General features: G+C 65.1%; 20 protein-coding genes. 9 read left to right on the top strand and 11 right to left on the bottom strand.

The window, feature by feature from the left end; translation table 11 throughout:
• Positions 1-55: 55 nt before the first annotated feature.
• The 3 genes from HZY97_RS08140 to HZY97_RS08130 form a co-directional block, all read right to left on the bottom strand.
• Positions 56-322: a GlsB/YeaQ/YmgE family stress response membrane protein gene (locus tag HZY97_RS08140; protein WP_180142403.1), complete on the bottom strand. Its 267-nt coding sequence runs from the start codon at positions 320-322 to the stop codon at positions 56-58.
• An 88-nt stretch (positions 323-410) separates the two neighbouring features.
• Positions 411-821 carry a low affinity iron permease family protein gene (locus HZY97_RS08135; protein WP_180142399.1) on the bottom strand — a complete coding sequence of 137 codons (411 nt, stop codon included), beginning with the start codon at positions 819-821 and terminating at the stop codon, positions 411-413.
• Between the two features lie 79 nt (positions 822-900).
• Positions 901-1,731, bottom strand: a complete 831-nt coding sequence (locus HZY97_RS08130) for a metallophosphoesterase (RefSeq protein WP_180142398.1) — start codon at positions 1,729-1,731, stop codon at positions 901-903.
• A gap of 75 nt (positions 1,732-1,806) precedes the next feature.
• On the opposite strand from HZY97_RS08130, the gene HZY97_RS08125 reads away from it, so the two are divergent.
• From HZY97_RS08125 to HZY97_RS08115, 3 genes are all read left to right on the top strand, one after another.
• Entirely contained in the window at positions 1,807-2,703 is an 897-nt protein-coding gene (locus HZY97_RS08125; protein ID WP_180142395.1) for a diacylglycerol kinase family protein, read from the top strand.
• A gap of 190 nt (positions 2,704-2,893) precedes the next feature.
• Positions 2,894-3,184 carry a hypothetical protein gene (locus HZY97_RS08120; protein ID WP_180142394.1) on the top strand — a complete coding sequence of 97 codons (291 nt, stop codon included), beginning with the start codon at positions 2,894-2,896 and terminating at the stop codon, positions 3,182-3,184.
• A 290-nt stretch (positions 3,185-3,474) separates the two neighbouring features.
• A complete protein-coding gene (locus HZY97_RS08115) occupies positions 3,475-4,524 on the top strand; it encodes a glycosyl hydrolase family 43 (protein ID WP_257214958.1) in 1,050 nt (349 codons plus the stop codon).
• Between the two features lie 48 nt (positions 4,525-4,572).
• Here HZY97_RS08115 and HZY97_RS08110 read toward each other — a convergent pair whose 3' ends face one another.
• Entirely contained in the window at positions 4,573-5,496 is a 924-nt protein-coding gene (locus HZY97_RS08110; RefSeq protein WP_257214957.1) for a PHB depolymerase family esterase, read from the bottom strand.
• A gap of 14 nt (positions 5,497-5,510) precedes the next feature.
• Positions 5,511-7,037: a malonyl-CoA synthase gene (locus HZY97_RS08105; protein ID WP_180142388.1), complete on the bottom strand. Its 1,527-nt coding sequence runs from the start codon at positions 7,035-7,037 to the stop codon at positions 5,511-5,513.
• Between the two features lie 120 nt (positions 7,038-7,157).
• On the opposite strand from HZY97_RS08105, the gene HZY97_RS08100 reads away from it, so the two are divergent.
• From HZY97_RS08100 to HZY97_RS08080, 5 genes are all read left to right on the top strand, one after another.
• Complete coding sequence (locus HZY97_RS08100) at positions 7,158-7,838, top strand: GntR family transcriptional regulator (RefSeq protein WP_218942966.1); 681 nt, start codon at positions 7,158-7,160, stop codon at positions 7,836-7,838.
• A gap of 19 nt (positions 7,839-7,857) precedes the next feature.
• Complete coding sequence (gene madL / locus HZY97_RS08095) at positions 7,858-8,220, top strand: malonate transporter subunit MadL (RefSeq protein WP_180142383.1); 363 nt, start codon at positions 7,858-7,860, stop codon at positions 8,218-8,220.
• Entirely contained in the window at positions 8,217-8,978 is a 762-nt protein-coding gene (gene madM / locus HZY97_RS08090) for a malonate transporter subunit MadM (RefSeq protein WP_180142380.1), read from the top strand. The genes madL and madM overlap by 4 nt, the downstream gene beginning before the upstream one ends.
• A 212-nt stretch (positions 8,979-9,190) precedes the next feature.
• Entirely contained in the window at positions 9,191-11,923 is a 2,733-nt protein-coding gene (locus HZY97_RS08085) for a TonB-dependent receptor (RefSeq protein ID WP_180142377.1), read from the top strand.
• A gap of 98 nt (positions 11,924-12,021) precedes the next feature.
• A complete protein-coding gene (locus HZY97_RS08080; protein ID WP_180142375.1) occupies positions 12,022-12,759 on the top strand; it encodes a FadR/GntR family transcriptional regulator in 738 nt (245 codons plus the stop codon).
• A 162-nt stretch (positions 12,760-12,921) separates the two neighbouring features.
• Here HZY97_RS08080 and HZY97_RS08075 read toward each other — a convergent pair whose 3' ends face one another.
• Positions 12,922-14,493 (bottom strand): sialidase family protein, encoded by a 1,572-nt coding sequence (locus tag HZY97_RS08075; protein WP_180142372.1) that lies wholly within the window; start codon positions 14,491-14,493, stop codon positions 12,922-12,924.
• Positions 14,494-14,923: 430 nt separating this feature from the next.
• Here HZY97_RS08075 and HZY97_RS08070 point away from each other — a divergent pair, with 430 nt between their 5' ends.
• Positions 14,924-17,713: a TonB-dependent receptor gene (locus tag HZY97_RS08070; protein WP_180142369.1), complete on the top strand. Its 2,790-nt coding sequence runs from the start codon at positions 14,924-14,926 to the stop codon at positions 17,711-17,713.
• Between the two features lie 81 nt (positions 17,714-17,794).
• Here HZY97_RS08070 and HZY97_RS08065 read toward each other — a convergent pair whose 3' ends face one another.
• From HZY97_RS08065 to HZY97_RS08045, 5 genes are all read right to left on the bottom strand, one after another.
• Positions 17,795-19,813 (bottom strand): alkaline phosphatase, encoded by a 2,019-nt coding sequence (locus HZY97_RS08065; RefSeq protein ID WP_257214956.1) that lies wholly within the window; start codon positions 19,811-19,813, stop codon positions 17,795-17,797.
• Positions 19,814-20,178: 365 nt separating this feature from the next.
• On the bottom strand, positions 20,179-21,822 hold the full coding sequence (locus HZY97_RS08060; RefSeq protein ID WP_180142363.1) for a hypothetical protein: 1,644 nt from the start codon (positions 21,820-21,822) through the stop codon (positions 20,179-20,181).
• A 212-nt stretch (positions 21,823-22,034) separates the two neighbouring features.
• Positions 22,035-23,516, bottom strand: a complete 1,482-nt coding sequence (locus HZY97_RS08055; protein ID WP_180142361.1) for a tryptophan halogenase family protein — start codon at positions 23,514-23,516, stop codon at positions 22,035-22,037.
• Positions 23,517-23,526: 10 nt separating this feature from the next.
• Entirely contained in the window at positions 23,527-24,564 is a 1,038-nt protein-coding gene (locus HZY97_RS08050) for a cupin-like domain-containing protein (protein WP_180142359.1), read from the bottom strand.
• The gene (locus HZY97_RS08045) at positions 24,561-25,265 is read right to left on the bottom strand and encodes a SapC family protein (RefSeq protein WP_180142356.1); all 705 of its coding nucleotides are present in this window, start codon (positions 25,263-25,265) and stop codon (positions 24,561-24,563) included. Before HZY97_RS08045 ends, HZY97_RS08050 begins: the two co-directional genes overlap by 4 nt.
• Positions 25,266-25,356 lie beyond the last annotated feature (91 nt).

The following is a 25,356-nucleotide window of genomic DNA, read 5'->3' as shown; positions in this document are numbered from 1 at the left end:
ACGATTAGGGTCGAGGCAACGCCGTCCGCGATTGCAGCCGGCGTTGCCTCAACGCTCAACGAACCCGGTTGCGCTGCACCAGGTTAAAGATGCCGAGCAGGACCACGGCTCCGACAAAGGCGATGATGAGCCCGGTGACGGAGAATTCCTGCACGCTGCCGCGAATGCCGAACAGCGGACCCGACAGCCAGTTGCCGATGACCGAGCCGACACAGCCAACGACGATGTTGAGGACGATGCCCATCGAGGCGTTGCGGCCCATCACCATGCTGGCCAGCCAGCCTGCGATACCGCCCACGATCAGTGCGATGATCCAACCCATCTCAATTCTCCCTGTACAAAGCTATGCGAAGACAATCCGCTGAGATGCGGTTTGTTCCGGGCCTGCAACGCTTCCCCCAAGGCGCTGGCTAGTAGCGCGCCAGCAGGCGCTCGACGGTCGGCCGCGCGGTAGAGTCCTTCTCATCGGCATCGGCCATGTCCTTCTCGAGCGCGTCGCGGATCTCGCAGATCTGCGCGTCGGTCAGATGCTCGATCCCGACAAAGGCGCCGCGCGCCTTGTCGACTGCCCGGATGAGCTCGTCGAGCTTGGCCTGCATGGCCGCGCCATCGCGGTTCTGGCTGTTCTGGATCAGGAACACGGCCAGGAAGGTCAGCACCGTCGTCGCTGTGTTGATCACCAGCTGCCAGGTGTCGGAATAGTGCAGGACCGGACCGCTCACCGCCCAGAGCAGGACAAAGCCAATCGAGATGACGAAGGCAAGCGGATGCCCCATCCAGCTTGCGGCCCGCGATGCTATCCGTGTGAAGAACTCGTCCATATTGTCCTCTACGCTGCCCGGCGGAAGGTCGGATGCCTCTGCGCCAGAGGCTGAACGAGATTGGGTCGGATGCGATCCGTCAGGCCTTGGAGCGCTGCCAGTCCGCATTCTCGTAGCGATAGCGGATATGGTTGGCGCGCTCGAACACGCCGTCGCCCCAGACGATCACCTGAAGCTCGATATCGTCCAGCCCGTGCGTGTGGATCCAGTTGAAGCTTTGCGGCTCGTCGTTGCGCAACCGCGTCGAGGTCGCGGTCCCGGCCTGGATGACGAGCGCCGATCCCGCCTTCTCCACCATCTTGCGCGCGGCCTCGGCATAGGTGCGGTGGAAATGCCCGGCGAGCGCGATGCGGACGCCGGCCTGACACACCGCGGTTACCGCCTTCTCGTGTCGCCCGACGGCTTCGCTCAGCTCGTCTCCCGACCCGATCGGCATGGCGAAAAGCGGGTGGTGGGTGACGAGGATGCGGGTCTTGGTCGCCGGCACGTTCGTGAACAGCCGCTCGATCCGGCTAATCTGGTCTTCGTTGAGCCGGCCGTCCTTGAAGGTCAGTGAACGCGCCGTGTTGAGCCCGAGCACCGCGACTTCGTCATCTTCATACCAGGGGCACAGATCCTCGGAGATGTAGCGCCGGTAGCGGACCAGCGGCGCGCCGAAGCGCCGGACGACGTCATAGAGCGGAATGTCATGGTTACCCGGCACGACGAGCAGCTTGTGGCCGGCGGCGCGCAACCGCGCCAGATAGTCGCCTGCGGCCTTGAACTGGGCGACCCGCGCGCGTTGGGTGAAGTCGCCCGAGATGATCACCAGGTCCGGGCGCTGCTCGGCGAGCCAGGCTTCGGTGCCGGCGACGATCGCCGGGTCGTTTGCGCCAAAATGAATGTCGGAGAGATGTGCGATACGGGCCATGACCCGCAAACGAGCATTTGGCCGATCGGGTTCACCCAGGCCTGAACAAAGACCGACTGCGCTCGTTACGCAGGCATGACGATTTCCAAATTGCCTGTCCTGATCAATCGCGAAGGCGGTGCGGCAAAGGCCGCGGGCGACAGGCTCGAGGCGCAGGTGGAAGCGGCCTTCGATGCCGCCGGTGCCCAGGCCGATGTCCAGATGCTTCCCGCCGATGGCCTGGCCGACGCGATCGAAAGGGCTGCGACGGAATATCCGCGGATCGTGATCGCAGGTGGGGATGGCACCGTTGCTTCCGCTGCCCAGCTTTTGACGGGCAAGGATGTCGAGCTCGCAATCCTTCCGCTCGGCACCCTCAACCACTTCGCCCGCGACCTCGAAATCCCCACGGATCTCGCCAAGGCTGCGCAACTGGCGGCCAAGGGAATGGCGAAGCCCGTGGACGTTGCCGAGGTCAATGGCCGGCGGTTCGTCAACAACGCCTCGGTCGGCCTCTATCCCTTCATGGTGCGCGATCGCGAGGCCATCCAGGATCGCAAGGGCTGGCCCAAATGGCTCGCCATGGTGCCCGCTTCCTGGGACGCGGTGTCGCGCCTGCACCATCACCGCCTGCGGATCGACATGGGCGCGGGCGCCGCGCCGATCGTCACGCCGCTGCTGTTCGTCGGTAACAACCGCTATTCGCTCGACGCGGGCTCGGTCGGGTCGCGCGAGACCGTGAACGACGGCAAGCTCTCGGTCTATGCCGTCTCGCACGCCAGCAGGCCGGCGCTTTTGTGGTTCGGCTTGCGCGCTGCGCTGGGCCTCGCAGACCGTGGCAAGGACTTCGCCGCGCTCGGCGATACCGAGGCGCTCACCGTGCGGGGGCACGCCGCGACGATCGAGATCGCGCTCGACGGCGAAGTGAAGCAGCTCGATCTGCCGCTGAAATTCAAGATCCGCGCGGGCGGACTAAGGGTGGTCCAACCCTGAGCCGTTCCAGGCCAGGATACAGTCGGAGCTGAGGAAACCCGCGCGGCGCTTGCGCATTGTGTGGACATGCCCGGGTATTTCTTCCGCCTCTATGACGATGACCCCCGCCGGGCCGCGCGGGACTCTTCCGAAGAACCGGCACAGACCGCGGCACCAGGCGCGGTTTCATTTTCCAAGGCTGGAGACTCTCATGGCACGTGATGCATTTTCGAGCGCTTGGGAATTTGGCTTCGACCTCTGGAGTCTGAGCGTGGAAGCCAACACCGTAATCGCCTTGCGGACGTTCAAGATCGCAAATGGCGGCAGCGCCGCGATGGCCGAGGCGAACTTGATGGTAGCTGAAAAGATCGAAACTGCGATCGAAGCGCAGGCGCGCCTTTTGACGGGCGGTTTCGGAGCATCGCCTGGCGGCGCATCGCGCGCCCTTGTTCGGCACTATGGCAAGAAGATCCGCTCTAATCGGAGGCGCCTCTCTCGCTAGGCCGGCCTATTCTCCTGCGGGCCTGCGAGGGGCGAACGTTTCACGGAGCCAGTCGATTGGGCGCGCCGAGCTTTCGACTGTCACGAGCCTCGCGTCTCGAACGTCCCTGATGCCCTTCGATCAGATTCATTTTCGCCCTCCTAAAGAGGGCTAGGGCGATCCCGAAGCAGCTCGACTACTATTCCTATTTATCTTATTATTACTGGGCTAAAACCTGCACCAGCCGGAAAATAGGAGGGATAGAGATGCCGGGAAAGTTGAGAAACGCGGACGCGCGCCGACTAACATTGTTGAGCCTGTTGCTTGCCGGGGCGCTTTCATCGTCCGAGGCGCTGGCGCAGAAGCAGGCGCCTGTCGCAGTTCCGCCGGGCGCGCCGGAGACGCCCTATGTCGATCCGGACAAGGCCTATCTCTTCGCCCATATGACAAGCGAGCATTACGGCGTGCTCTATTATGCGGTCAGCGTCGATGGGCTGCACTGGCGGGCGCTCAACGCGGGACAGCCGGTATCGCAGGACTATCATGGCCATGCTTCGATCGCGAAGGGGCCGGACGGGCGTTACTATCTGGTCGGCAACAAGAGCGACAACGATCGCTCGATTCGCTTCTGGAGCTCGACCGACCTGATCCACTGGACCCCCTTCGGTACCTATGAGCCCAAGCTCGCCGATATTCCGGGGCTGCCGCACCCGCTCCAGCGCATCGGCGCGCCCAAGCTTTATTTCGATGCCCCGTCGGGCAATTTCCTGCTGACCTGGCACACGGCGACCGTGCCGGGCGTGCCTGAGGATCCCGAGCGCTACTGGGCAAGCCAGCGCACGCTCTATGTGACGTCGAAGGATCTGAAGACGTTCGCCGCACCGCCGCGGCGGCTGTTCGACTGGGACATGGCGACGATCGACACGATCGTCAGGCCCAACGACGACGGCAAGGGCTATTGCGCGATCATCAAGGACGAGCGCTATCCGTCGTACAACTGGACGACGGGCAAGACGGTGCGGATCAGCTGCGGCCCTACGCTGTTGGGCCCGTTCCCGGAGCCGGGACCCTCGATCAGCCCCAATTTCCGCGAGGCGCCGACGCTGATCCGCGCGCCCAACGGCGAGGACTGGCTGATGTATTATGAGCAATATGCCGGGGCGAGCTATGGGCTGTCCAAGGCGCCGCGCCTGGAAGGGCCGTGGTATCAGGTGTCGGGCAATTCGCGCGTGCCGGCCTGGGACCGCTTCTCGATGCCGGAAGGCTTCCGCCACGGTTCGATGATCGAGATCAGCCGCAAGGAATATGACGCGCTGGTCGCCGCCTATCCCGGGGATGCGGCCTCGATGCCGGCGAAATAGTCGAGGGAAACCCCCGGGCGGCGGTGCCGTCCGGGGTGTGTGGCCGGGTCAGTGGGTGCGAGGCGCGGGGTGCCTGCGGTGCGCGGCGAAGAACGCCCAGAGCACTTCGTTGTCGGCCACCCAGTCATGCGTGCCGCCGATCGTCACGCGGGCCAGCACATCGGCGCCTTGCCGGCACCCGGTAAAGCCTTCCTCATAGATCCCGTCGCCGACGACGGGGCGGGACGGGACCGCGCTCCGGCAGCCGTTGAGTTCGGCCCAGCGCGCTTCGGCTGCCCGCATCGAATATTGCCAATAGCGAGAACCGCCGCCGGTGATCGGATTGGTTCGATCCGCATCGCCGGCAAAGGCCAGGATCGGCATCGGCCGGGACGGCCGGCAGGTCGCCGGGTCGGGGCGCGTCCTGTCGTCGCCCAGCGGGTTGCCTGCGCGCAAGCCAACCACCGGCGCGATTGCGGCGATCCGGCCGGCATCGACGCAGGCCAGCCAGGAAGCCATGCGGCCACCGCCGGATATGCCCGTGACGAAGACCTGGTCGGGCGCTGCGCAGCGGTCCGCCACCAGATGGTCGATGGCCTTGCCGAGGAACGCGACATCGTCGGCATCGCCTTGCGTGGGCATCTGGCCGCTCACGGACGGTACGCCCGGAATATTCCAGACAAAGCCCCTGGCCAGCGCGATGCCGCCATCGGGTACCGCAATGATGAAGCCATTGCGATCAGCGGTCTCGCGAAGGTGCGAATGCTCGAGGATTTCCCGGCCGTTCCCGCCGCTGCCGTGCAGCAACAGCACCAACGGCGCCGGCTGCTTCGCCGAGATGCGTAGCGGAAGATAGAGCAGCAACGAGCGCCCGGTGCCGGGCATGGCCACCAGGCTGGCCTTGCCCGGTTCGGCGCCGACACAGCCCGGAGCATGCGCCAATGCCGGCATGGTCCAACCTAATGTGAGGAGCGCGAGCAGGAGCCGGATCAACGGCCGAACCGGTGTCACGCCTTTACGCCGTCAAAGATTTGCTCGAACTGCGCGCGCAACTCCTTCTTCTGGATCTTCCCCATGGTGTTGCGCGGCAGTTCGGGCAGGAAGACGACGCGCCGCGGCTGCTTGAACCGGGCCAGCTGCCCGGCCAGCGCCTCCAGGATCGCGTCCTCGCTCAGCGCGGGGTCCCGCGCCTGCACCACGGCCACAACACCTTCGCCCATATCCGGATGCGGAAGGCCGATGACTGCGCTCTCGGCAACGCCCGGAATGGCGTCGAGTAGCGCCTCGACCTCCGCCGGGTAGACATTATAGCCGCCGCATATGATCAGGTCGCGCGCGCGGCCCACGATCGACACATAGCCGCGCGCATCGATCACGCCGAGATCGCCGGTGATGAAGAAGCCGTCGGCCCGGAGGTCCTCCCGGGTCTTCTCCGGTTGCTCCCAATAGCCCATGAACACGTTCGGGCCGCGCACCTCGATCATGCCGACATCGCCTTGCGCCAGCTGGGCGCCCGTCTCCGGATGGGTGATCTTGAGCTCGACCCCGGGGAGCGGGAACCCGACGCTGCCAGGCACACGGTCTCCGTCATACGGGTTGGAGGTGTTCATGTTCGTCTCGGTCATGCCGTAGCGCTCGAGGATGGCATGGCCGGTGCGCGCCGAGAATTCCCGGTGCGTCTCTGCGGAAAGCGGCGCCGAGCCCGAAACGAACAGCCGGACGTGCGCCGCCCGCTCTCGCGTGAACTCCGGCTCGGACAACAGGCGCGTGTAGAAGGTCGGGACGCCCATCATCACGGTGGCCGCCGGAAGCGCCGCCAGGATCTTGCGGGCATCGAAGCGAGGCAGCAGCATGATCGAGCTGCCCGCAGCGATCGTCGTGTTGGTGGCGACGAACAGGCCGTGCGTATGGAAGATCGGAAGCGCGTGGAGCAGCACATCGGACGCAGTGAAGCGCCAATAGTCCGCCAGCGTCGCGGCGTTGGAGGCGAGGTTGCCATGGGTGAGCATCGCGCCCTTGGACCGGCCGGTGGTGCCCGAGGTGTAGAGGATGGCGGCGAGGTCGTCGGGCTGCCCGACATGGATCCTGGACGCAGCCGATTGCGCATCCGCGCCTTCGGCGAGCGTACCGCGGCCGTCCGCATCGAGGGTAAGGCGTTCCGGCACGCGCAGCTCGGCACAGAGCGAAGCCATGACGGTCTCGTCCTCCGGCCGGTGGAGGAAGAGGGCGGGGCGGGCGTCGCCGAGGAAGTAGCGGATCTCGGACGGCGTATATGCCGTGTTCAGCGGCAGATAGACCGCGCCGATGCGAAGCGACGCGAGATAGGTGAGCAGCGCTTCGGCGCTCTTCTCGGCCTGGATGGCGATCCGGTCGCCCGGCTTCACATTGTGGGCGAGGAACAGGTTGGCGATGCGAGCCGTGCGATCGAATGCGGCACGGTAGGTGATGACGGTTCCGTCCTCGAGCTGGAGGAACGGCGCTTCGGGCGACCGATTTGCGCGGTCCTGAAAGATCGAGAAGACGGCAGAAGTCATAATTTCCCCAGAGCTTTGGCACCCCCGGCGGTCAGGGTTCGGCGAAGAAGTGCAGTTGTCACATCCCCTAGTGTATGCAAGATCGTTTCTCTAGTCATTTTCCGTATGCAGGATTTCACGATGTCGAGCGATGACGCGAACCCGAACCCGCTTTTGTCGGAGCGTATCCGCATCGCGCTCGCCGACGAAATCACGGCCGGCACGCTGGTTGCGGGCCAGGCGCTGGACGAGCAGCAGATCGGTGACAGGTTCGGCGCCTCGCGGACTCCGGTGCGCGAGGCGCTGCGCCAGCTCGCCGCTGCCAGCCTGGTCGAAATCCGCCCGCGGCGTGGCGCGATCGTCGCCGGCTTCACCGCCGAGCGCATCGTGGAAATGTTCGAGATGACCGCCGAGATCGAGGCGATGTGCGTTCGGCTCGCGGCATGGCGGATGACGCCGCTCGAGCGCAGCCGGCTGGCGCTGCTGCACGACCAGTCCGAGGCGATGGTCGCGAGCAACGATATCGATGCCTATGACCGGCTGAACTGGGAGTTTCACCGGACGATCTACGAGGGCACGCACAACAGCTTCCTGGCGGAGCAGGCGATCGCGCTGCGCGACCGCATGGCGGCGTTTCGCCGGACGCAGTTGCGCGAGAGCGGCCGTCCGGTCCGATCGCGCGGCGAGCATGAGAAGGTGCTGGAGGCGATCATGCGCGGGGACGGCGAGGAGGCGGCGCGCTGCATGCGCGCGCACATGTTCAACGCTTCCGCCGCGCTGGACCGCTTCACAGCGAAGCGCGAGCCGACGCCGGAAAACTGATAAAATCTAGGGGGGATGTATGGCGATCTATGGAACGGCGCTCCTGGCGCTGTGCACGCTGCTGGGCGTGGCGCTGGGTGAGGCGCTCGGCCGGCTGCTGCACGTCAAGGCGAATGTCGGGGGCGTCGGCATCGCGATGCTGCTGCTCATCCTCGCGAAAATCTGGCTGCAACGGCGCGGCAAGCTGGCGCCCGGCATGCGCCTCGGCGTCGAATTCTGGGCATTGATGTACATCCCGATCGTCGTGGCGATGGCATCGCAGCAGAATGTGCTGGCGGCGGTTGAAGGTGGCCCGATGGTGCTGCTCACTGGCGTCGCCGTGGTCGCGACCTGTTTCGCGCTGGTCGGCCTGCTGGGCCGCGCTTCGGGCGGTACGCGATGATCGCCGTCGTCGAGAAGATCGCGGAAGAGCAGGCGCTGGTTCTCTCCTTCGCGCTGGTGGGAGCCCTGATGTGGCTGAGCGCGCTGGTTTCGCGCCGGCTGACCCGGGGGCGGATCCATGCGAGCGCGATAGCCATTGTTGCGGCGCTGGCGCTCGCCTGGTGGGGTGGCCTGCTGACCGGCGGCAAGAAGGGGCTGGCCGACATTCCGGCCTTTGCCGGACTTGGGTTGATGGGCGGAGCGATGCTGCGCGATTTCGCCATCGTCGCCACTGCGTTCGAGGTCGATGTCGTCGAGGCGCGCAAGGCGGGGTTGCTCGGCGTAGTGGCGCTGGCGCTGGGCACCATCGTGCCGTTCGTCATGGGCGTCACCATCGCGTGGAGCTTCGGCTATCGCGACGCCGTCTCGCTGACGACGCTGGGGGCAGGGGCGGTCACCTATATCGTGGGTCCGGTCACCGGCGCCGCGCTTGGCGCATCCTCGCCGGTGATCGCGCTCTCGATCGCGATCGGGGTGTTGAAGGCGGTCCTCGTGATGGTCGCGACACCGATGGTCGCCCGCTTCATCGGTCTCGACAACCCGCGCAGCGCCATGGCGTTTGGCGGGTTGATGGGGACGGTGAGCGGGGTTGCCGGCGGGTTGGCGGCCACCGACGAGCGCCTGGTTCCCTATGGCGCGCTGACGGCGACCTTCCATACCGGAATCGGCTGCCTGTTCTGCCCTTCGCTGTTCTTCCTGGTTGTGAGCGCGGTCACCTAGCAGCGACGGCCTGGCGCCTCACTGGCTGCGCCTCGCCCGAACCTGGGCGGGCGCCTGCAACCCTTTCATTTCCCCGACCCCATCGGTGGTGCCTGGACTCTCGCGCGTTTCGCGATGCTGCGATTGTGCACAGATAATCCGTAACTGTTGATTTATGTATACAATATGATAATTGCGATTGATAACCTGCAAAACGCATGGGGGAGGAAATCGTGATTACACGCGGAAAGTATCTGTTTGTCGGGGTGTCGGCGCTCGGGCTGGCCATGCCGGCTGCCGCGATGGCGCAGGCGGCTCCCACGGAGGTCCAGGCTGGCCAGGACGGCGCACAGACGGTGCCCGCGCCAGCTGGGGAAGGGGAAATCGTGGTCACCGCGATCCGTCGCAGCATGGCGACGTCGCAGGCGATCAAGCAGGATTCCGATCAGATCGTCGACTCGGTCGTCGCCGAGGACATCGGCAAGCTGCCCGACGTCACCGGCGCCGAATCGCTCGCGCGCATCACCGGCGTGCAGGTCGATCGCGGGGGCGGCGAGGCATCGGGTGTTCGTGTACGCGGCCTGCCCGATCTGACCACCACGTATAACGGCCGCGAGATTTTCACGGCCGAGGGGCGCTCCGTGGCGCTCCAGGATTTCCCGTCCGCAAGCATCGCGCGGATCGATGTCTACAAGTCGGCGAGCGCCAATCTGGTCGAGCCGGGGATCGCTGGCCTGATCGATGTCCGTTCGCGCATGCCGCTCGACTTCAAGGGCAGCCGGATTGCGGGCGGCGTATCAGGCGTGCACTGGAGCCAGTCGCAGAAGATCGGCCTTGATGCGAACCTGTTGCTCAGCACGCGCTGGCACACCGGCATTGGCGAGATGGGCTTCCTGATCGAGGGTTCCTATGCCGATGTGAACTTCCTCGATTCCGCCCGGGTGGTGAGCCAGTCGATCCTGACCCGTACGGGCGTTGCCGGCACGACCGGGGCGATCCGTTACCCGAACAACATCAACATCACTTATTCGCCCGGCGACCGCTATCGCCCGTCCGCGCATACCGCCTTCCAGTGGCGGCCGAGCAGCAACCTCGAAATCTATGCCGATGGCCTGTACCAGGGCTTCCGCAGCGATGACGCGGGGCGCAACCTCACCGTCAACAACGGCGCGGGTGCGACGCTCTCCAACATCACCTATTTCCCGGGCACCAACATGGTGCGCAGCTTCACGGCGACGCTGGGGACCTTCCCGACGGGCACGCAGAACGCGATCATCGGCAAGACCGACACCTATCAGGCCGGCGCCGGCTTCGTCTGGAGGCCGGGCAAGCTGCGCGTCACCGGCGATGCGGCGTACACGGATTCGACCTACAGCCAGTTCAACCAGGCGCTGGTCTTCACGCTGACCAGGGTCCAGCCGACCCGCAACTATAATTTCGACTCTCCCGACGGTGTCGGCGGCGGCACCGTCACCCTATCGAACTACGACCTGTATGACCGCGCCAACTACCGGATGACGGCGTTCAACGAATCCGGCCGGCGCGCGAACGGAAAGGACATCCAGGCGCGGCTCGACTTCGAATATCCGGTCGAGCGCCTGGGGCTGACCAAGATCCAGGGGGGCATCCGCTTCACCACCCATGATGCGAAGCTGCAGACCTATTCGCGCAACGGAACGGCGCCGGCAGGTCAGTTCTTCTCGGTGCTGCCGCTCGACTTCACCAGCAACTTCGCCGGCCGCAAGGGCGACGATGTGGACTCGATCCTGTCCTGGGTCTCGCCGACCCCCGAGACCATCCGGTCGAATGCCGATTATCTGCGCACGCTGGTCGGCGTGGCCAAGGGGCGGCCGGCGTTCCTGGCGCCGACCTTCCAGGGCAATGAGAAGGGCTATTCGGCCTATCTCCAGGCGCGCTATGCGCTCGATCTCGGCGTGCCGGTGGATGGCCTGATCGGCATTCGCGCGGTCCGCACCGACGATGAGATCAACGGCTTCACGACCGTCCCCGGGACGGTCACCGGCACCAGCGTCGACGTGCCGGTGTCGCGCAAGAACAGCTATACCGACTATTTGCCGAACGTCAGCCTGCGGGCGAAGCTGACACGCGAGATCCAGATGCGGCTCGCCTTCACCCAGACGCGCACGCGCCCGGCATTCGCCAGCCTGAGCCCGTCGATTACGGTGGGCCTGCCTTCCGACATCTGCGCCACCAATCCGAGCGATCCCGACTGCCTGCGCGTGGCCTCCGGCGGCAACCCGGACCTGAAGCCGACCAAGTCGACCAACTATGACGCGTCGCTCGAATATTACTTCACGAAGGACGGCTCTATCACGGTCGGCGCCTTCTATCGGGACCTGACCGGGTTCATCAACACGACCACCACGACGATCATCGACCCGGTCTATAATCGCCTGAAGATCACGCGGCCGGAAAATGGCGGCAAGGGCCGTATCGGCGGGTTCGAGGCGGGTTTCCGCACTTTCCTGCGCGCGCCCTGGCTGCCGAACTGGATGCATGATTTCGGCGTCCTGGCGAACTACACCTATCTCGATCACAAGTCGGAGCTTCCGCAGACGCTTGCCGCGACCCTGCCGGGGCTGCAGCCGATCTCGGGTGTTTCCTCACATCTGATCAACGGCTCGATATTCTACGAGAACCGCTCGATCTCGCTGCGTGCGGCGTACAACTATCGGTCGAGCTTCCAGACCTATAATCAGGTCATCGATCCCACGACCAACATCCTGGGGCCGACGCTGCCGGTGGTCGAGAAGGGCCGCGGCACGCTCGATCTCTCGGCCACGCTCAATCCGGTCGAGAATATCAGCGTGAACTTCAGCGTCGCCAATGTCCTGGGCTCGGCGGCCACCAACAGCCGCGCCTTCGACACGCAGGGTGACGTCTATCCGTACCAGGTGCGGTTCCTCGAGACGGTGTACCGCCTTGGAGTCCGCTTCAGGCTCTGATCGCCTCGTGAGGGGCGTCCTGCATCGCGAGATGCAAGGCGCCCCGAGCGCGGTGCTTTTGCCAATCCTGTGCCGCGCGGATCGAAGGAGGTCGGGCCATGATCTCCTCTGAATCCGCGCCTGAACTGCTTCCTGCGCTTGGCCGGAATTTGACCTTCGCAGTGTTCGAAAGGCTCGGCCTGGCGATTGTGGCCGGCCGCTATGACGAGACCGCGTTTCCGACAGAGCTCGAGCTCTCGCATCGATATGGTGTCAGCCACAGCGTCATTCGCGAGGCGGTCAAGATGCTGGCCGCCAAGGGGCTGGTCAGCGTGCGCGCCCGGCGCGGTATCGTGCCGGAGCCCGAGGAGGCCTGGAACCTACTCGACACCGATATCCTTCGCTGGCTCGTGGAGCGCGGGCTTTCGCGCGGCCTGGTCGTGCGATTCAAGGAACTGCGCATTGCGATCGAGCCGGAAGCGGCGGCTCTCGCTGCATCCGCTGCAACCGCCGATGATCATGCCCGCATCGACCATGGACTGAAGGAGATCGTGGCTGCCAGGCGGGGCGGGGGCAACATGACGGAGGCCAGCGTCGCCTTCCACATCGCCATTCTGACCGCGGCGCATAATCCCTTTTATGCGCAGTTCCAGGGCCTGCTCCGCGCCACGCTAGGGGCCTCTGCGCATTTCAGCGGCATGACCCCGAGTCTTGCGGATCACGCATCGGTGTCGGAGGCGATCCGTGCCGGAGACCCCGATCGCGCCCGCGACCATATGCGACGCATAATCGATCATGTGCTCGCGGATAGCCGGCGCCGGAGCGACCGGGGCCTGTTGCGCAGGCCCGCCCGCTAGCGGCGCTTGCGTTCCGGCCCGCATAATTCGACGCCGATGTTCGATGGCCCGCGCGGTGCGCGCGAGCGGTTGCCCGTTCCTCCAGGAGCGCCTGTCGAACAGGCAAAAAAGAACCCCGGGCGAGGATCGCGCCCGGGGAGCAGGGAGGTTCGGGTTATCGGCTCAGTTGTAGAGCGTGACTTGCGTCGTGACCGTCGCCTTGATCGCGGCGTTTGTCGTGTCGGTCGCCGTGATGGTCGCGGTGTATTTGGTGGGAATAGGTGGGGTCACGATCGACCCGGCACTGTCGCCGCGGCTTGCTGCGCCGCATCCGCTCAGGGCCAGGATCGCCGCCAGCGCGGCCATGCCCACTGCCTTGCGCAGCACCGATGCGAGCAGCAACAACGGCACCGAGCCGATGAACGCCATCGCCGGAAGCCCGCCAAAGCCCGACGAGCCGCCCGAGGCCGAAGCCGTGCTGGTGCCCGAGCGCAGCGTGAGCTTCGCGGTCTGCGCTGCCGCCCCGGTGAAGGTCAGCGTGTCGTGGTCGAAGCTCGCCGTGCCGTTGAAGTTCGGGATCGAGACGGTGAGCTTCAGCGTGCCGAGATAGCCGCCGCTGGGCGTGACGGTGACGTTGCCGCTGGCGCTTTGGTTGAGCGAGACGCCGATGGCGTCGGCACCGAGCGTCAGGGTCGGGGACGAGGCATAGGTCGGGACCTTGCCGAAATAGACCCGGCAGACATTCGACGAGTCATAGTCAGTCGTCATGCCGAACAACGTGGTGCCGCCGGCGAGCGGCAGGAGCGGCGGAGAATAGTTCTGGCAGACGTTGCTCGTGCCGGTCAGGCCGGCGATCGGCGCCGGGGCGGCCATGGTCTTCCACTTGCCGCTGCCATCGGCGGTGTCGTTGTAGAAGACGACATTGCCGTTGCCCGAGCCGATACCGCTCGCGCCGCTTTCGATCTGGCCGATCAGGAAGATGCGGCCATTGGCCAGGCCGGGGACGGGGGCCCAGGCCACGGTCGGCGTGTGCAGGAACCAGTGGCCGTCCTCGCTTTCGACGCGTGCGCCGACGCTGCCGGCCGGAGTCCAGTTGATGCCGTCGGGCGAGGTCTTGTAGAAAACGGTGCATCCCGCCGGGCCGCACAGCTCGAAGGTCATGAAATAGCGGCCGCTGGGCAGCTTGCGGACGACCGCCATGCCCGGGCGATCCGCGGCGACGCCGCTGGCGACGGTGCGAACCGGTGCGGTCCAGGTGAGCCCGTCGGTCGAGGTGACCTGCTGGAGCATCTGGGAGAAACCGGTAACGGTCTCGTCGGAATAGAAGCAGACCAGCGCGCCATTGGCGGCGATGGTGAATTCCGGCTCCCACAGGCCACCGGCGGAGCGATTCACCGTTCCGGTCGCGCAGTTGGAGAGATAGCTCCAGGTCGCGCCGCGATCCGTGCTCTTGTAGATGCGGATCTGCATCGGGTTGGCGGGCGTGTCGCCGCCCACCGAACCGGCCCAGAGCAGCGTGCCGGCCGAAAGTGCGCCTACCGCCTGGGGCAGTTCGTACAGCGTGCCGCAGCACAGGCCGCGCGAGAAGAGCGGATCGGTGATCGTGCCGATCTGGGTGAAGCTCGTGCCATTGTCATCGCTGGCGTAGATCGGCTGGATGCCGGAACCGCCGGTGAAGGTGGTGAAGCTGACAACGATCCGCCCGTTATTCGCCGGGGTGGCGTTGTGACTGAGCTGCACGGCTCGCGGATACATGCCCTGCGCAAGCATGGTGCGTTGTGCCAGGGCGGGCATTGCCCAGCCGGCGGTCACGAACGCCAATATGCACAGGAGTCGCGGCAACACGCCGCGCAACAAAGACCTCATCGGTTCTCTCCCCTCTTCCGGCTTGTGCCGGTGCTGTTGGTTCTGCGCATCTCGGGGGGAGGTTCACCGCCCGGGAACGCAGCCGATTGATTGCGCCACATTCGGGTCGGCGTCAATAAATATGCTAAATCGGATAAAGCAGTGTAATATGTGCTGGCAGCCTGCCCATAAGGCCTGTGGCGGCGGCGCCACAGGGGGCGGCCGTATTCATTCCGCCGAAGAAATGGGACTTGTGGCCCGTTTCGTGGTCAGCTATTTCTGAATGATAATATTAATGAGGGCACGACTCAATCGTGCTCGCCCATGGAGGGGAAAGCGCATGATCTCTCGTACTATTGCCCTGAAGTCCGCCACCGCGCTCGCGCTGGTGCTTTGTGCCGCGCCGGCATTCGCGCAGGACACCAGCCCGCCTCAGTCCGACGAGACTCCCGCAGAGGGCGAAATCGTGGTCGTGGGCCAGCGCGCCAGCCTCGGCGCTGCGGCGAAGATCAAGCAGGACTCGGCCAACGTCGTCGATTCGATCGTCGCGGACGATATCGGCAAGTTCCCCGACCGCACCGTTGCCGGCGCGCTCCAGCGCGTCCCCGGCGTGCAGGTCACCGTGGGCGGCAACAACGAAATCGTCGGCCCGATCATCCGCGGCCTCGGCGACATCATGACCACGCTCGATGGGCGTGAGATCTTCACCGGCGTCGGCCGCGGCTTCGCCTACCAGGATCTGCCCGCCGAAGCGCTGGCCGGCGCCGATGTATACAAGACGAGCTCGGCCAACCTGATCGAAGGCGGTGTGGTGGGCGCGATCGACCTGCGCCTGCACAAGCCGTTCGACTTCAAGGGCTTCACCGTCGCAGCCAATGCGCGCGGCATCTATTCGAAGAACACCAACAAGGTCAGCCCGATCGCCGGCCTGCTCGTCTCGGACCGCTGGGACACCGGCGCGGGCGAGATCGGCGCGCTGCTCGACGTCTCCTATGCGAGCACGGACTTCAACCGGCCGATCGCGTTCAATTGCGACTATCGCAGCGGCAACCACGGACCCAACCCGGTTGCGGGCGGATCGGCAGGGCTGGCGGCACCGACCTGCGTCGGCGGCCTGAACAACGAAGGCAATTATCGCCGTATCCAGACCAACGGCGCGATCCAGTGGAAGATGTCGCCCGAGTTCCAGGTCGACCTGACCGGCCTCTACACCAGCTATGCCTCGAAATGGGCGAGCATCTTCCTGATCGACGACCTGTTCGGCGGCCCATTCAGCAACGTCCAGGCGACCAGCGACTGCAATCCCTATGACGTCGGCGCCGATGGCTTCTATGCCAACCCGTACACTGCGACCGGCCCCAATCCCGCGGTGCACCGCGAGACGCTCTGCACCGCGCAGAGCATGACGGTCGGCAGCCATGGCGGCTTTACCAGCACCCAGGCGCATAACGACCGCACCGACCTCTTCCTCGGCGCGGTAAGCGCCAAATATGAGGCGGGTTCGCTCATGCTGAAGGGCGATGTTTCGTACCAGCGCTCGCTGATCCGCAACCAGAACTTCATCCTCGACACGCTCAAGGTCGGCGGTGGCATGGTGAGCACGATCACCAACCTCAATGACGATGGCGGCACCGTTTACTCGTCGCCGGGCCTCAGCAATCCCGTCAATTTCGGGCTGTCGCCGCTCAACCAGGACAGCATCCGCGAAAAGGGCAGCGAGTTCGCCGCGAAGTTCGACGGCGCCTATCAGGTCGGCTCGATCCTCAAGGAGATCCAGTTCGGCGCGCGCTTCGCCGATCACAAGGCGGATCACCAGCAGGCCGTGATCGGTACCTGCGGCACCGTCTGCAACACCCTGATCACCAATGTCTCGTTCCTGCCGGCGGGCTTCATGATCCACAGCTCGGGCATCCCGACCGTGAACAACGGCCTGGGCGTCGTCGCGCCGGACCAGGACATGCTGCGCGATCCTGCGATCCAGGATCAGCTCCGCACTTATTACGGCCTGGCAAAGGGCTGGCCGGCCTTCCAGCCGGAGCGTGCCTTCAACGCCGAAGAGAAGACGCTCTCGGGCTATGTCCAGCTGGCCTATGACATTCCGCTGGGCGGGGCAGTGTCGATCGACGGTCTTGTCGGCGCCCGCTACACCCATACCACCCGCGACATTCGCGGCGCGGCACTGGTGACGCCGGCGGCGACGCCTGCCAATCCGACCCCGGCCGCGGTGGTGACGCCGTACACTGCCTCGACCGACGACAATGACTTCATGCCCAATGCGAGCGCTCGCCTCCGCCTCGGCGGCGGCCTCCAGGCGCGCCTGAGCTATGCCAAGGCGATCGCGCGCCCGTCCTTCGGCTCGCTCAACCCGGGCCTGAGCTACCTGATCTCCACCAACATCCTGATCCTGCCGGCAGGCAGCGGCGGCAACCCCGACCTCAAGCCGCAAAAGTCGGACAGCTTCGACGCGACGCTCGAATATTATTTCGGCCGTGACAGCTACATCTCGGTGGCGGGCTATTACAAGAACATCACCGACCGCGTGATCAGCCAGAGCCAGGTCGAGGCGATCAACGGCTTCAACTACAATATCACCCGTCCGCGTAACGTCGGCAAAGTGACGCTGAAGGGCGTCGAGGTCGCCGGCCAGGCGTTCTTCGACTTCCTGCCGGGCGCGTTCAGCGGCCTTGGCATGATGGCGAACTTCACGCTCGCCGACAGCGAGATCAAGGAAGACGTCGATGCCCGCATGCTCGGCCAGTCGATCCAGGGCGTGTCGAAGTATAATTTCACGGTCGGTGCGCTGTACGAGAAATATGGGGTGACGGGCCGCGTCGTCTACACGCACCGCTCGAGCTACTATGACGAGATCTACGGCGGCACGACCATCCGTCCGGCGCAGGGCCCGATCACCTCGCTCCAGCCCAACCCTCTCGTGCTCAACATGGTTCGCCCCGGCGGCCGTCTTGATGCGAGCCTTGGTTTCGATGTTGCGAAGGGCATCACGCTCAGCGTCGATGCGACCAACATCACCAAGAACAATTATCGCAGCTATTATGGCCGCCCGGAATTCCCGCGTGACCACCGCTTCGACGACACCACCTATTCCGTGGGCGTCTCGGCGAAGTTCTAATAGCAGCGGGCGCGCTGTTTCGGGGATGGGCGCCGCACCGGGCTATCGGTGCGGCGCCTTTCCATTACGGGCCGAACGGCATCAAATCGACAGCTTTGCATCCCCTTCGAGCAATTGTTGCTCGAGCTTCGGCGCGGTGCCCGGTTGCCACAGCATCGCGCGGTGGGAAACGCGGTAGCGCAGCGGGCCGCCATCGGGCGTGGTCGCCCGTGCGATCGGGCGGACGATGCACACGAATTCGGTCTCGATCGCTTCGGGGCCGGCGGTGACGACCGCATAGCCGTGCCCGGCCATGTCGACGAACGCCACATGCGGCGCGACGCCGGGATTGGTCAGCGCCCGCGCCCTGGCGATGTCGCCGCTTGCCGCATATTCGAGCGCTGCGCGCACGCCGCGCTTGATGGTGAGGTTGATCGTGTGCTCGGGCGGCGCGCCTTCGGGCTTGCGGACGTAGAGGTCGCGCAAGGGGGAGGGCTTGAAGAACTCGCAGGCTTCGCCGAGGCCGGGGGCGGAGATCGAGCCGGTGATGAAGCTGAGGCCCACCGGGTCGAACGCGGCGGGCGGCAGCCGAGGCGCGGCATAGCCGGCCCAGAAGCTGTGGCGATCGCCCGAGACGGTGACGAAGCCGGGGATCTTCTGGTCGCGGATGAAGTCGTAGATCTCGGCGCGCTCGGCATAGGCGCTGCTGAAATCGGGGTTGGCGAACGTGCCGTAATCCTTGCCGGGCCACTTCTCCTTCGCCAGCCCGGCGGGCAGGTTCTGCGGATCGGTGCGCATGTCGAGCGGGCCATTGGTCACGCCCCAGATCTTCCAGGTCGCGGTCGACCTGGTGAGGCGCTCCTTGAGCCACGCCTTCTGCTCGCGGCCGAGCAGGGTATGGGGAAGCGCGTCCTTGCGGAAATTGGGAATGCTCTTGTCGCCGATCGCGATCATCGCGGGCGGCTTGCCCCCGGCATAGTCCTTCCCGCCATCGACGATCTCCATCCACTCCTGGGGGAGGACCGGATACTCGCCCGAATCGAGCGCTGCGGCTTCGGGCCGATCGGTCGGATCGGCCGCCTTGTAGCTGTGCAGGTCGGTTAGGATCAGATCGACATGCTTGCCGTAGCGCAGCGCGCGATAGGCAGTCATGCTGCCGACCGCGACGCGGTTGTTGGCCTCGGTGCCGAAGCCATGATCGTCGAAGGTTTCGATCGGCGCGTTGGTCACCGCGGGCGGCGCGAACTGATCGAGCCCGGCGCCCGAGGCCTTACGGACGCGCGAAGGGATATATTCCCACCACGCCTGGTTGGCGGCGACCCGCAACTGCTGGGCCGGCTCGACCTTGGAGCCGTACTTGATGAAACTCTGCCAGCCCTGCCACGAGAATTCGTGATTGTCGCCGATGCAGACGAACGGGAAATGCGCGCGGGCGTCCTGGATGTCGGGATCGTCGATATGCGCGCGATAGACGTGGCGATAGCCGGCGAGATTGGTCGGCACGTGGAAATTGCCGACCTTGCGGCCATCGGGGATGCGGCCGAGATCATAGACGGTACGGGCGTAGCGATGCTGCACTTCGTCGGGATATTCGACGACTTCGTAGATGAAGTCGCCGAGATGGAGGACGAAGCCGAGCTTGCGGTCGGCGGGCGCGCGCTCGTCCTCCCAGATCATGCGAGCATAGGCGTTCTGGGCGCCTTCGTTGACACTGTTGCACGAGACAAAGGCAAAGCGGACCGGGCGCGGATCGCTGGCGCGCGGCGCGGTGATCGTGCGGCCGATCCGGCTGCCCGCGCCCCTGTCGTCCGTAAAGCGGTACCAGTAGATTGTCGCTGGCGAGAGGCCGCCGACAAGCGCGCGGCAGGTCCAGTCGGAGGCCGCCAGCACCGGCGCGCGCGCCTTGGCCACAACGCGGCGGAACTCCGCATCCAGCGCCACCTCGACCGTTAGCATTTGGTCGGGGCCCTGGTCGAACGGGCGACGGGTCCACAGGACCACGCTGTGTTCGTCCGGGTCTCCCGACGCCACGCCTTGCGGATAGAGCGCACGATCCTCCCGCCATGCGATTTGCGACGGCTTCGCGGCCGATCGTGGTGCCCAGACGGCGACAAGCCCCATGGAAGCTGCGCTCGCCAGAAACTGCCGTCGGTCCATCTCACGTCCCCCAGCTGCTGGAGCCGATCCTTTCCCTACACCGATGGCAGGTCAAGTTTTCCGACGATCCCGGAGAAGGCCAGGGCGACCCCATGGAGATTGCGCTATCTACGTGACATCGGAAACGCGAAATCGCGGTTCCCGCCCTCGCTCGCGTCCTGGCGGCAAGACCCGTCAGTGGGGGCGCGAAATGCCGGATACAGGCGATGCTGGTCGCGATCGCGCCGAGCGCGACGTGCTGGTCCACTGGAGCCGTGGCATTGCAGGCCCCGGATTCCCCTATCCAGGATTCGGCAAGGCCCCGCCCGCCTGCGAACGCGCAGCGCCGATCAGGGCGTCTGGCCGATCCCGAAGCTGCCGCCGATGAACAGGTTGATGTTGCAGCTCCTCTTGAGCTCGAATCCCTCCGGCGTCTCACCTTTCAGGCGGCAAGTGAATTTGAAGCCGCTGTTCAGCTTGCCGTTGTCGTCCGTCAACAGGAATACCGGCACCTCGTAGCCGAAGCGCTTCGTGTCTACGGCGTAGGTAAGGCGCGGGGAAAGGGCGATTGGCGGCAGATACCAGAAGCGCTTGAATTGCAGATTCAGTGCAACGCCGCCGACAAAGCCGGTTGTGCTGTAAGGCGGGGCGAGCCTCTTGTCGGTTTCGCAGATTTCGAAGTTGGCGCCGGTGGCCGCTGGCATACAGATCGTTTTTCCAGCGGTGCCGTCGATAAAATCGACTTCACGGCGATAGCTCAATGATCCGGTAAGTCCCAGCGTTGCCATGCGATGCTTCTCAGACCCCACCTGCCAGTTAAAACCGCCATAGAGTTTGACCGAATAGGGCTCGGGGTGAATCTCCACCGCCGCAGGCCACGTCGTGGCGATCACCGTGTTGGTTTTTGGGTCCTTCACCGGATAATAGCTGAGATCCTGAAAGGCATAGCGGCCCTCGACGCCCATGAATATTTCGGGATCTTTCTTGTATCCCCAGAGGGGTGCGACGATGTCATTCCAATATTGATTGGCTCGCTTGGAATCAGACATCCACGTCGCGAGCGCCTTCCCCTCGCATGAGGGCAGTGGATTCGCGGCGAGCAGTGGCGGTTGGTCCGACGTAGCGTTCGGGTCTGTCAGCGGATCAATGACGGCGTGAGCGGCGATACATTCCTGTCGTGCCTTGGCTATCCCGTCATGGATATCGGTGCGCCATTTGGTCAAGGGGACTGCGCGCGTGCGGCCCCATTCGAACCCTGCGAGCACGCCGATACCGGATGCAAAATTGGATGTGGTGAGGTCCACCAGTGGCACTTCGCCGTTCGAGCCCGCGCTTCCGAAAGTGCCGAGCCGATAGAGATTATAGGTCGAGACAATTCCGTCGCTACCGTCACTCGCCTTAGCCCATTTTATCGCGCGTGCGGTGCGGCCAATCACCAGTTCTGCCTTGTCGTTCGACTTGGTACCGGTGAATTGCAGACTGAGATTGGTGATCGTTTCGTAGTCGGTCGCCCGTGTCAGTCCCAGGCAGTGATAGACGAAGGCGTTGACGCCTCGGTCGGAGCCAACCTCGCTCGGATCATATGAGGCTTCCTTCTTCTGCTTGCCGCTGTCCTTGTCCTTGTCGACTTGCCTGGAATCGAGGGCGGGCGGCGGCGGTGGTGGGAGCATATAGGCTCCGATCGATTTATCCTTGCCGGGTCTGTCGCAATCGGCCGGGAGGGTAACCTCGCTGGTTCGATATAGGGGCGGCTGCGCAGGTCCGGATGCTTGCGCCGCCAGCGCCGCAGGCGGATCGGGTAGCGCACGCTTCAGCAACGCGATCGCGTCGTCCGCTTTCTTCAACGCGGCCGCCGCAGCATCGCGTGCCAATTCGGCCTCGGCAATCGCGGCGCGCAAGCGCGCTTCATCCAGTGATGCGGTGGTTTGCGCGGCGGCAGGCATCGCCGCCGAGGCTACGATTGCTGCTGCCCCAAGCAACTTCCAGTGTGCCATGTGTCCCCCCATAGCTGATGCGGGGCAGGCTATACCGTTGCAAGTTGTTCGGCGAACGAAACGTTTAGATATCCGCCAATTTGGATCAGTCTATTGGGGCGGATTGTGAAGTTTTGCATGTAAATATCGATGAGCACACGTAACTGTACTACAATAGCTCATGCATTCTATGCAGTCCGTTCCGGTGGCAATCCTGTTCCGGCTGGAGAATCTCACCCCGCAACATAGCGCTCCAGGAATGCCTGATGCGCCGGCATCTGCGCCACGGTTCGGGCGATGTCGGACTTGAGCTTGCCGAGCGCAGTCTGCAGTTCGCCTTCCACGATCATCCGGCCCATATGATGGTAGCTGCGCGGCTCCAGCCGCTGGCCGAGCATCACCTGCACCCAGCTGTCGACGCGGAACAGGTCGTCCGATGCCTGCCAGGCGATCGCGCCGTCGCGGAACGCTTCGATGCGTTCGGCAAGGCTGTCAGGGATCGCCATCGTCCGGCACTGGTCCCAGAAGCCGCCATCCGCGCGCTGGTTCAGATGATAGTGGAGCACGATGAAGTCGCGGATCTTCTCGATCTCGGCGCGGCTGAGCTCGTTGAAGCGCGCCGCCACGCCTTCGCCGACGCCGCCGAACGGGAAAAGCTGCACCAGCCGGGTGACCGCGATCATGATCAGATGGATGCTCGTCGATTCGAGCGGCTCGACGAACCCGCTGGCGAGCCCGAGCGCGATCACGTTCTTGTCCCAGATCTTGCGCCGGCGCCCGGCCTTGAAGCGGATGATCCGCGGTTCGATCAGCTTTTCGCCCTCGATCCTGCTGTCGAGCAGCGCGCGGGCGCCGTCATCGTCGAGGAAGTCCTTCGCATAGACCAGCCCATTGCCCACCCGGTGCTGGAGCGGGATGCGCCAGTTCCAGCCGGCCTGGTGCGCGACTGCGCGGGTATAGGGCACGGCGGGGCCGACGGACTCGGTCTGCACCGCCATCGCGCTGTCGGTGGGTAGCCAATGCCCCCAATCCTCATAGCCCGCCTGCAGCGTCTGCTCGATCAGCAGCCCGCGGAAACCGGTGCAGTCTAGGAACAGATCGCCTTCGATCCGCGCGCCCGAGGCAAGCGTGAGCGCCGTGACGAAGCCGGTCTCGGGATGCTGCTCGACGCCCTCGATCCTCCCCTCGATGCGCGTGACGCCCAACGGCTCGGCGAAGCCGTGCAGGAAGCGGGCATAGAGCCCGGCATCGAGGTGATAGGCATAGTTGATATGCCCCTGTTCGGGGATGGCGAACACACCGGCCTTGGCCGCCTGCAGCTCGAAGCAATAATCCCCAAGCTCGCCGCCCCAGCCTTCCTCGCGCGCCTGCATCCAGAAATGGTGGAAGTCGCCCATCCAGGTCGATTTGCCGATCTGGCCGAAGCTGTGGATGTAGCGGTCGCCCTCGCGCGCCCAGTCCTGGAAGAGGATGCCCAGCTTGAAGGTCGAGCGCGTGTCGCGCAGGAATTCGCGCTCATCGATGCCGAGCAGCTGGTGGAAGGTGCGCGCGGTCGGGATCGTGCTCTCGCCGACGCCGATCGTCGGGATCTCGTCGCTTTCGACCAGCGTGACTTCGATCAGCGGCCCGAGCAACTTGATCAGCGCCGCCGCCGCGATCCAGCCCGCGGTGCCCCCGCCCGCGATCACGACGCGCCTGACCGGTGCCTGGTCCATCCCCATTCCCCTAGCGATTGAGCTTGTTGATCAGCTGCGCGCGCAGCCGCCGCGCCAGCGTCGCGTCGATCGGCGCGAGCGGTCCCCGGGCGTGCTCCGGCAGATGCGCCGCGGCCTGGCCGGCGGGGCCGAAGACATAATAGTCGAACATCGCCTTCCACCCCGCTTTCTCGGCATCCGATCGGTCGCGCAGGCTCAGCATCGCGTGGAGCAAGCTGGTCTGCGGCGTGTCGAGAAACGCCGGCGCCTCGTTCCACCAGTAATTGACGAGAATGTTGAAGCGTTCGAGCGCCTCGACATGATGCCACCAGAGCGCGGAGTAGAAGAGCAGGTCGCCCGGCTCCAGCTCGGCGATCTGTGCGGCGGCGATCGCTTGCTCGAAGCGCGGATGCCGCACGAAATCGGGTGCAGCAAAATCGACCATCGAGATCACCTGGCCGCCCGGCGTCGGCTCAAGCGGGCCCGGGTAAAGGTTGGCGATCTGGTCGGGCGGGAACAGGGTGAAGCGCCGGCGGCCCGCCGCGCACACCGCCATGTTGTGCGACATGTCGTGATGCGCTTGTGCCGTGGTGCGGTTGCCGATCCAGATGCTGGCGAGCACGCCGTGCGCGAACATCGGATCGTCCAGCGGCAGGTCGTTCTCGGCGCGGAAGCCGGGGAGATAGCGGTCGAGGTCGGTCGAGCCGATATAGAAGCTGTCGGGGGCAGGGACGTCGAAGCCCGTACGGATCCGCTCGAGAAAGTCGGTCATCCCGACCCGGGCGCCCTCGAAATTGAAGCCGGTCAGCGCTTCATTGTAGTGGAAGCGGCCGGCGATCTCCGGCGCCGCGGTGAAGCCGACCACCGGTTGGCCGGCATCGAAGCGTTCCAGATAGGCGATCGCTGCGCTGTCGGACTCGCGCGCGGCGGCGATCAACGGCCAGTCGCGGGCGACGCCGCGCAGGATCACCGGCGTCTGGCCCGCCAGCAGCTCGGCATAGGGAATGGCATCCAGCGAAACGCCGTGCAGCTCGCGGACCCGCGGGGCGCTGGCCGCGAGCGCGTTCACGCCGGCGCCTGACGCTTGCGCTCGATCAGCTGCGCCATGTTGCCGAGTGAGGCGACGAGCAGGAACGCGGTGCCGAGGTGGCCGGCGCGGTTGAGCTGGTCGAGCGCGTCCGGGCCAAGCGCGGCGAGCTTCTCCGCCGACAGCACCTCATGGTCGTGGATCACGTAACGGCGCTCGTCGTCGAGCATCAGTTCCAACGCTACCGGCTGGATAAGCCCGAGCGCGTCGAACGCAGCATAGATCGCCGGGGCGTCGCCCATGCCGACATGGATTGCGGCGAGCAGCTTGCCGACATGATCGAGATAGCGGGTCTGTCCGCCATGCGGCAGGAACAGCGGCTCACCGTCCGTCGCGCCGACGCGGGGATCGTCGAGGTCGATCTGGATGGTCGGTGCGCCGCCCTCCGGGTTCAGCCCGATCAGGAAGGGCCCGCGCTGGAGGATCAGCGGGATATGCCGGCTGGTCCAGCGGTCACCGTCGAGGAAGAGATTCTCGTCGCGGTCGAGCCCGAGCAGGGCGACCGCCTGGAGACCCTCCTTCGGGTCGCGGCGGAATAGGATGGCGAATTCGCGCTGGGCTTCGGCGAACTCGGTCGGGAAGATCAGCGCCTGGTTGACCGCGTCGCCGTGCGCGGCGCCGTGACGCAGCGCGACGCGCAGATCGGCATGGGCGACATTGTCGAGGGCGACCGGTCGGGGCATCGGGAAGGTCCAGCTTTGAGGGAGGCCAGCATGGCGCAAAGCGATGCAGGCCTCAATCCGAGAGAAAGGGGCCGCCGCACATGGCGACGGC

The organism is Sphingomonas sp. R-74633 (genome assembly GCF_013416555.1).
Taxonomy (GTDB): Bacteria; Pseudomonadota; Alphaproteobacteria; order Sphingomonadales; family Sphingomonadaceae; genus Sphingomonas.
Note: the sequence above shows the minus strand (reverse complement) of the source record. Positions and strands in the feature narration are given on the sequence as shown.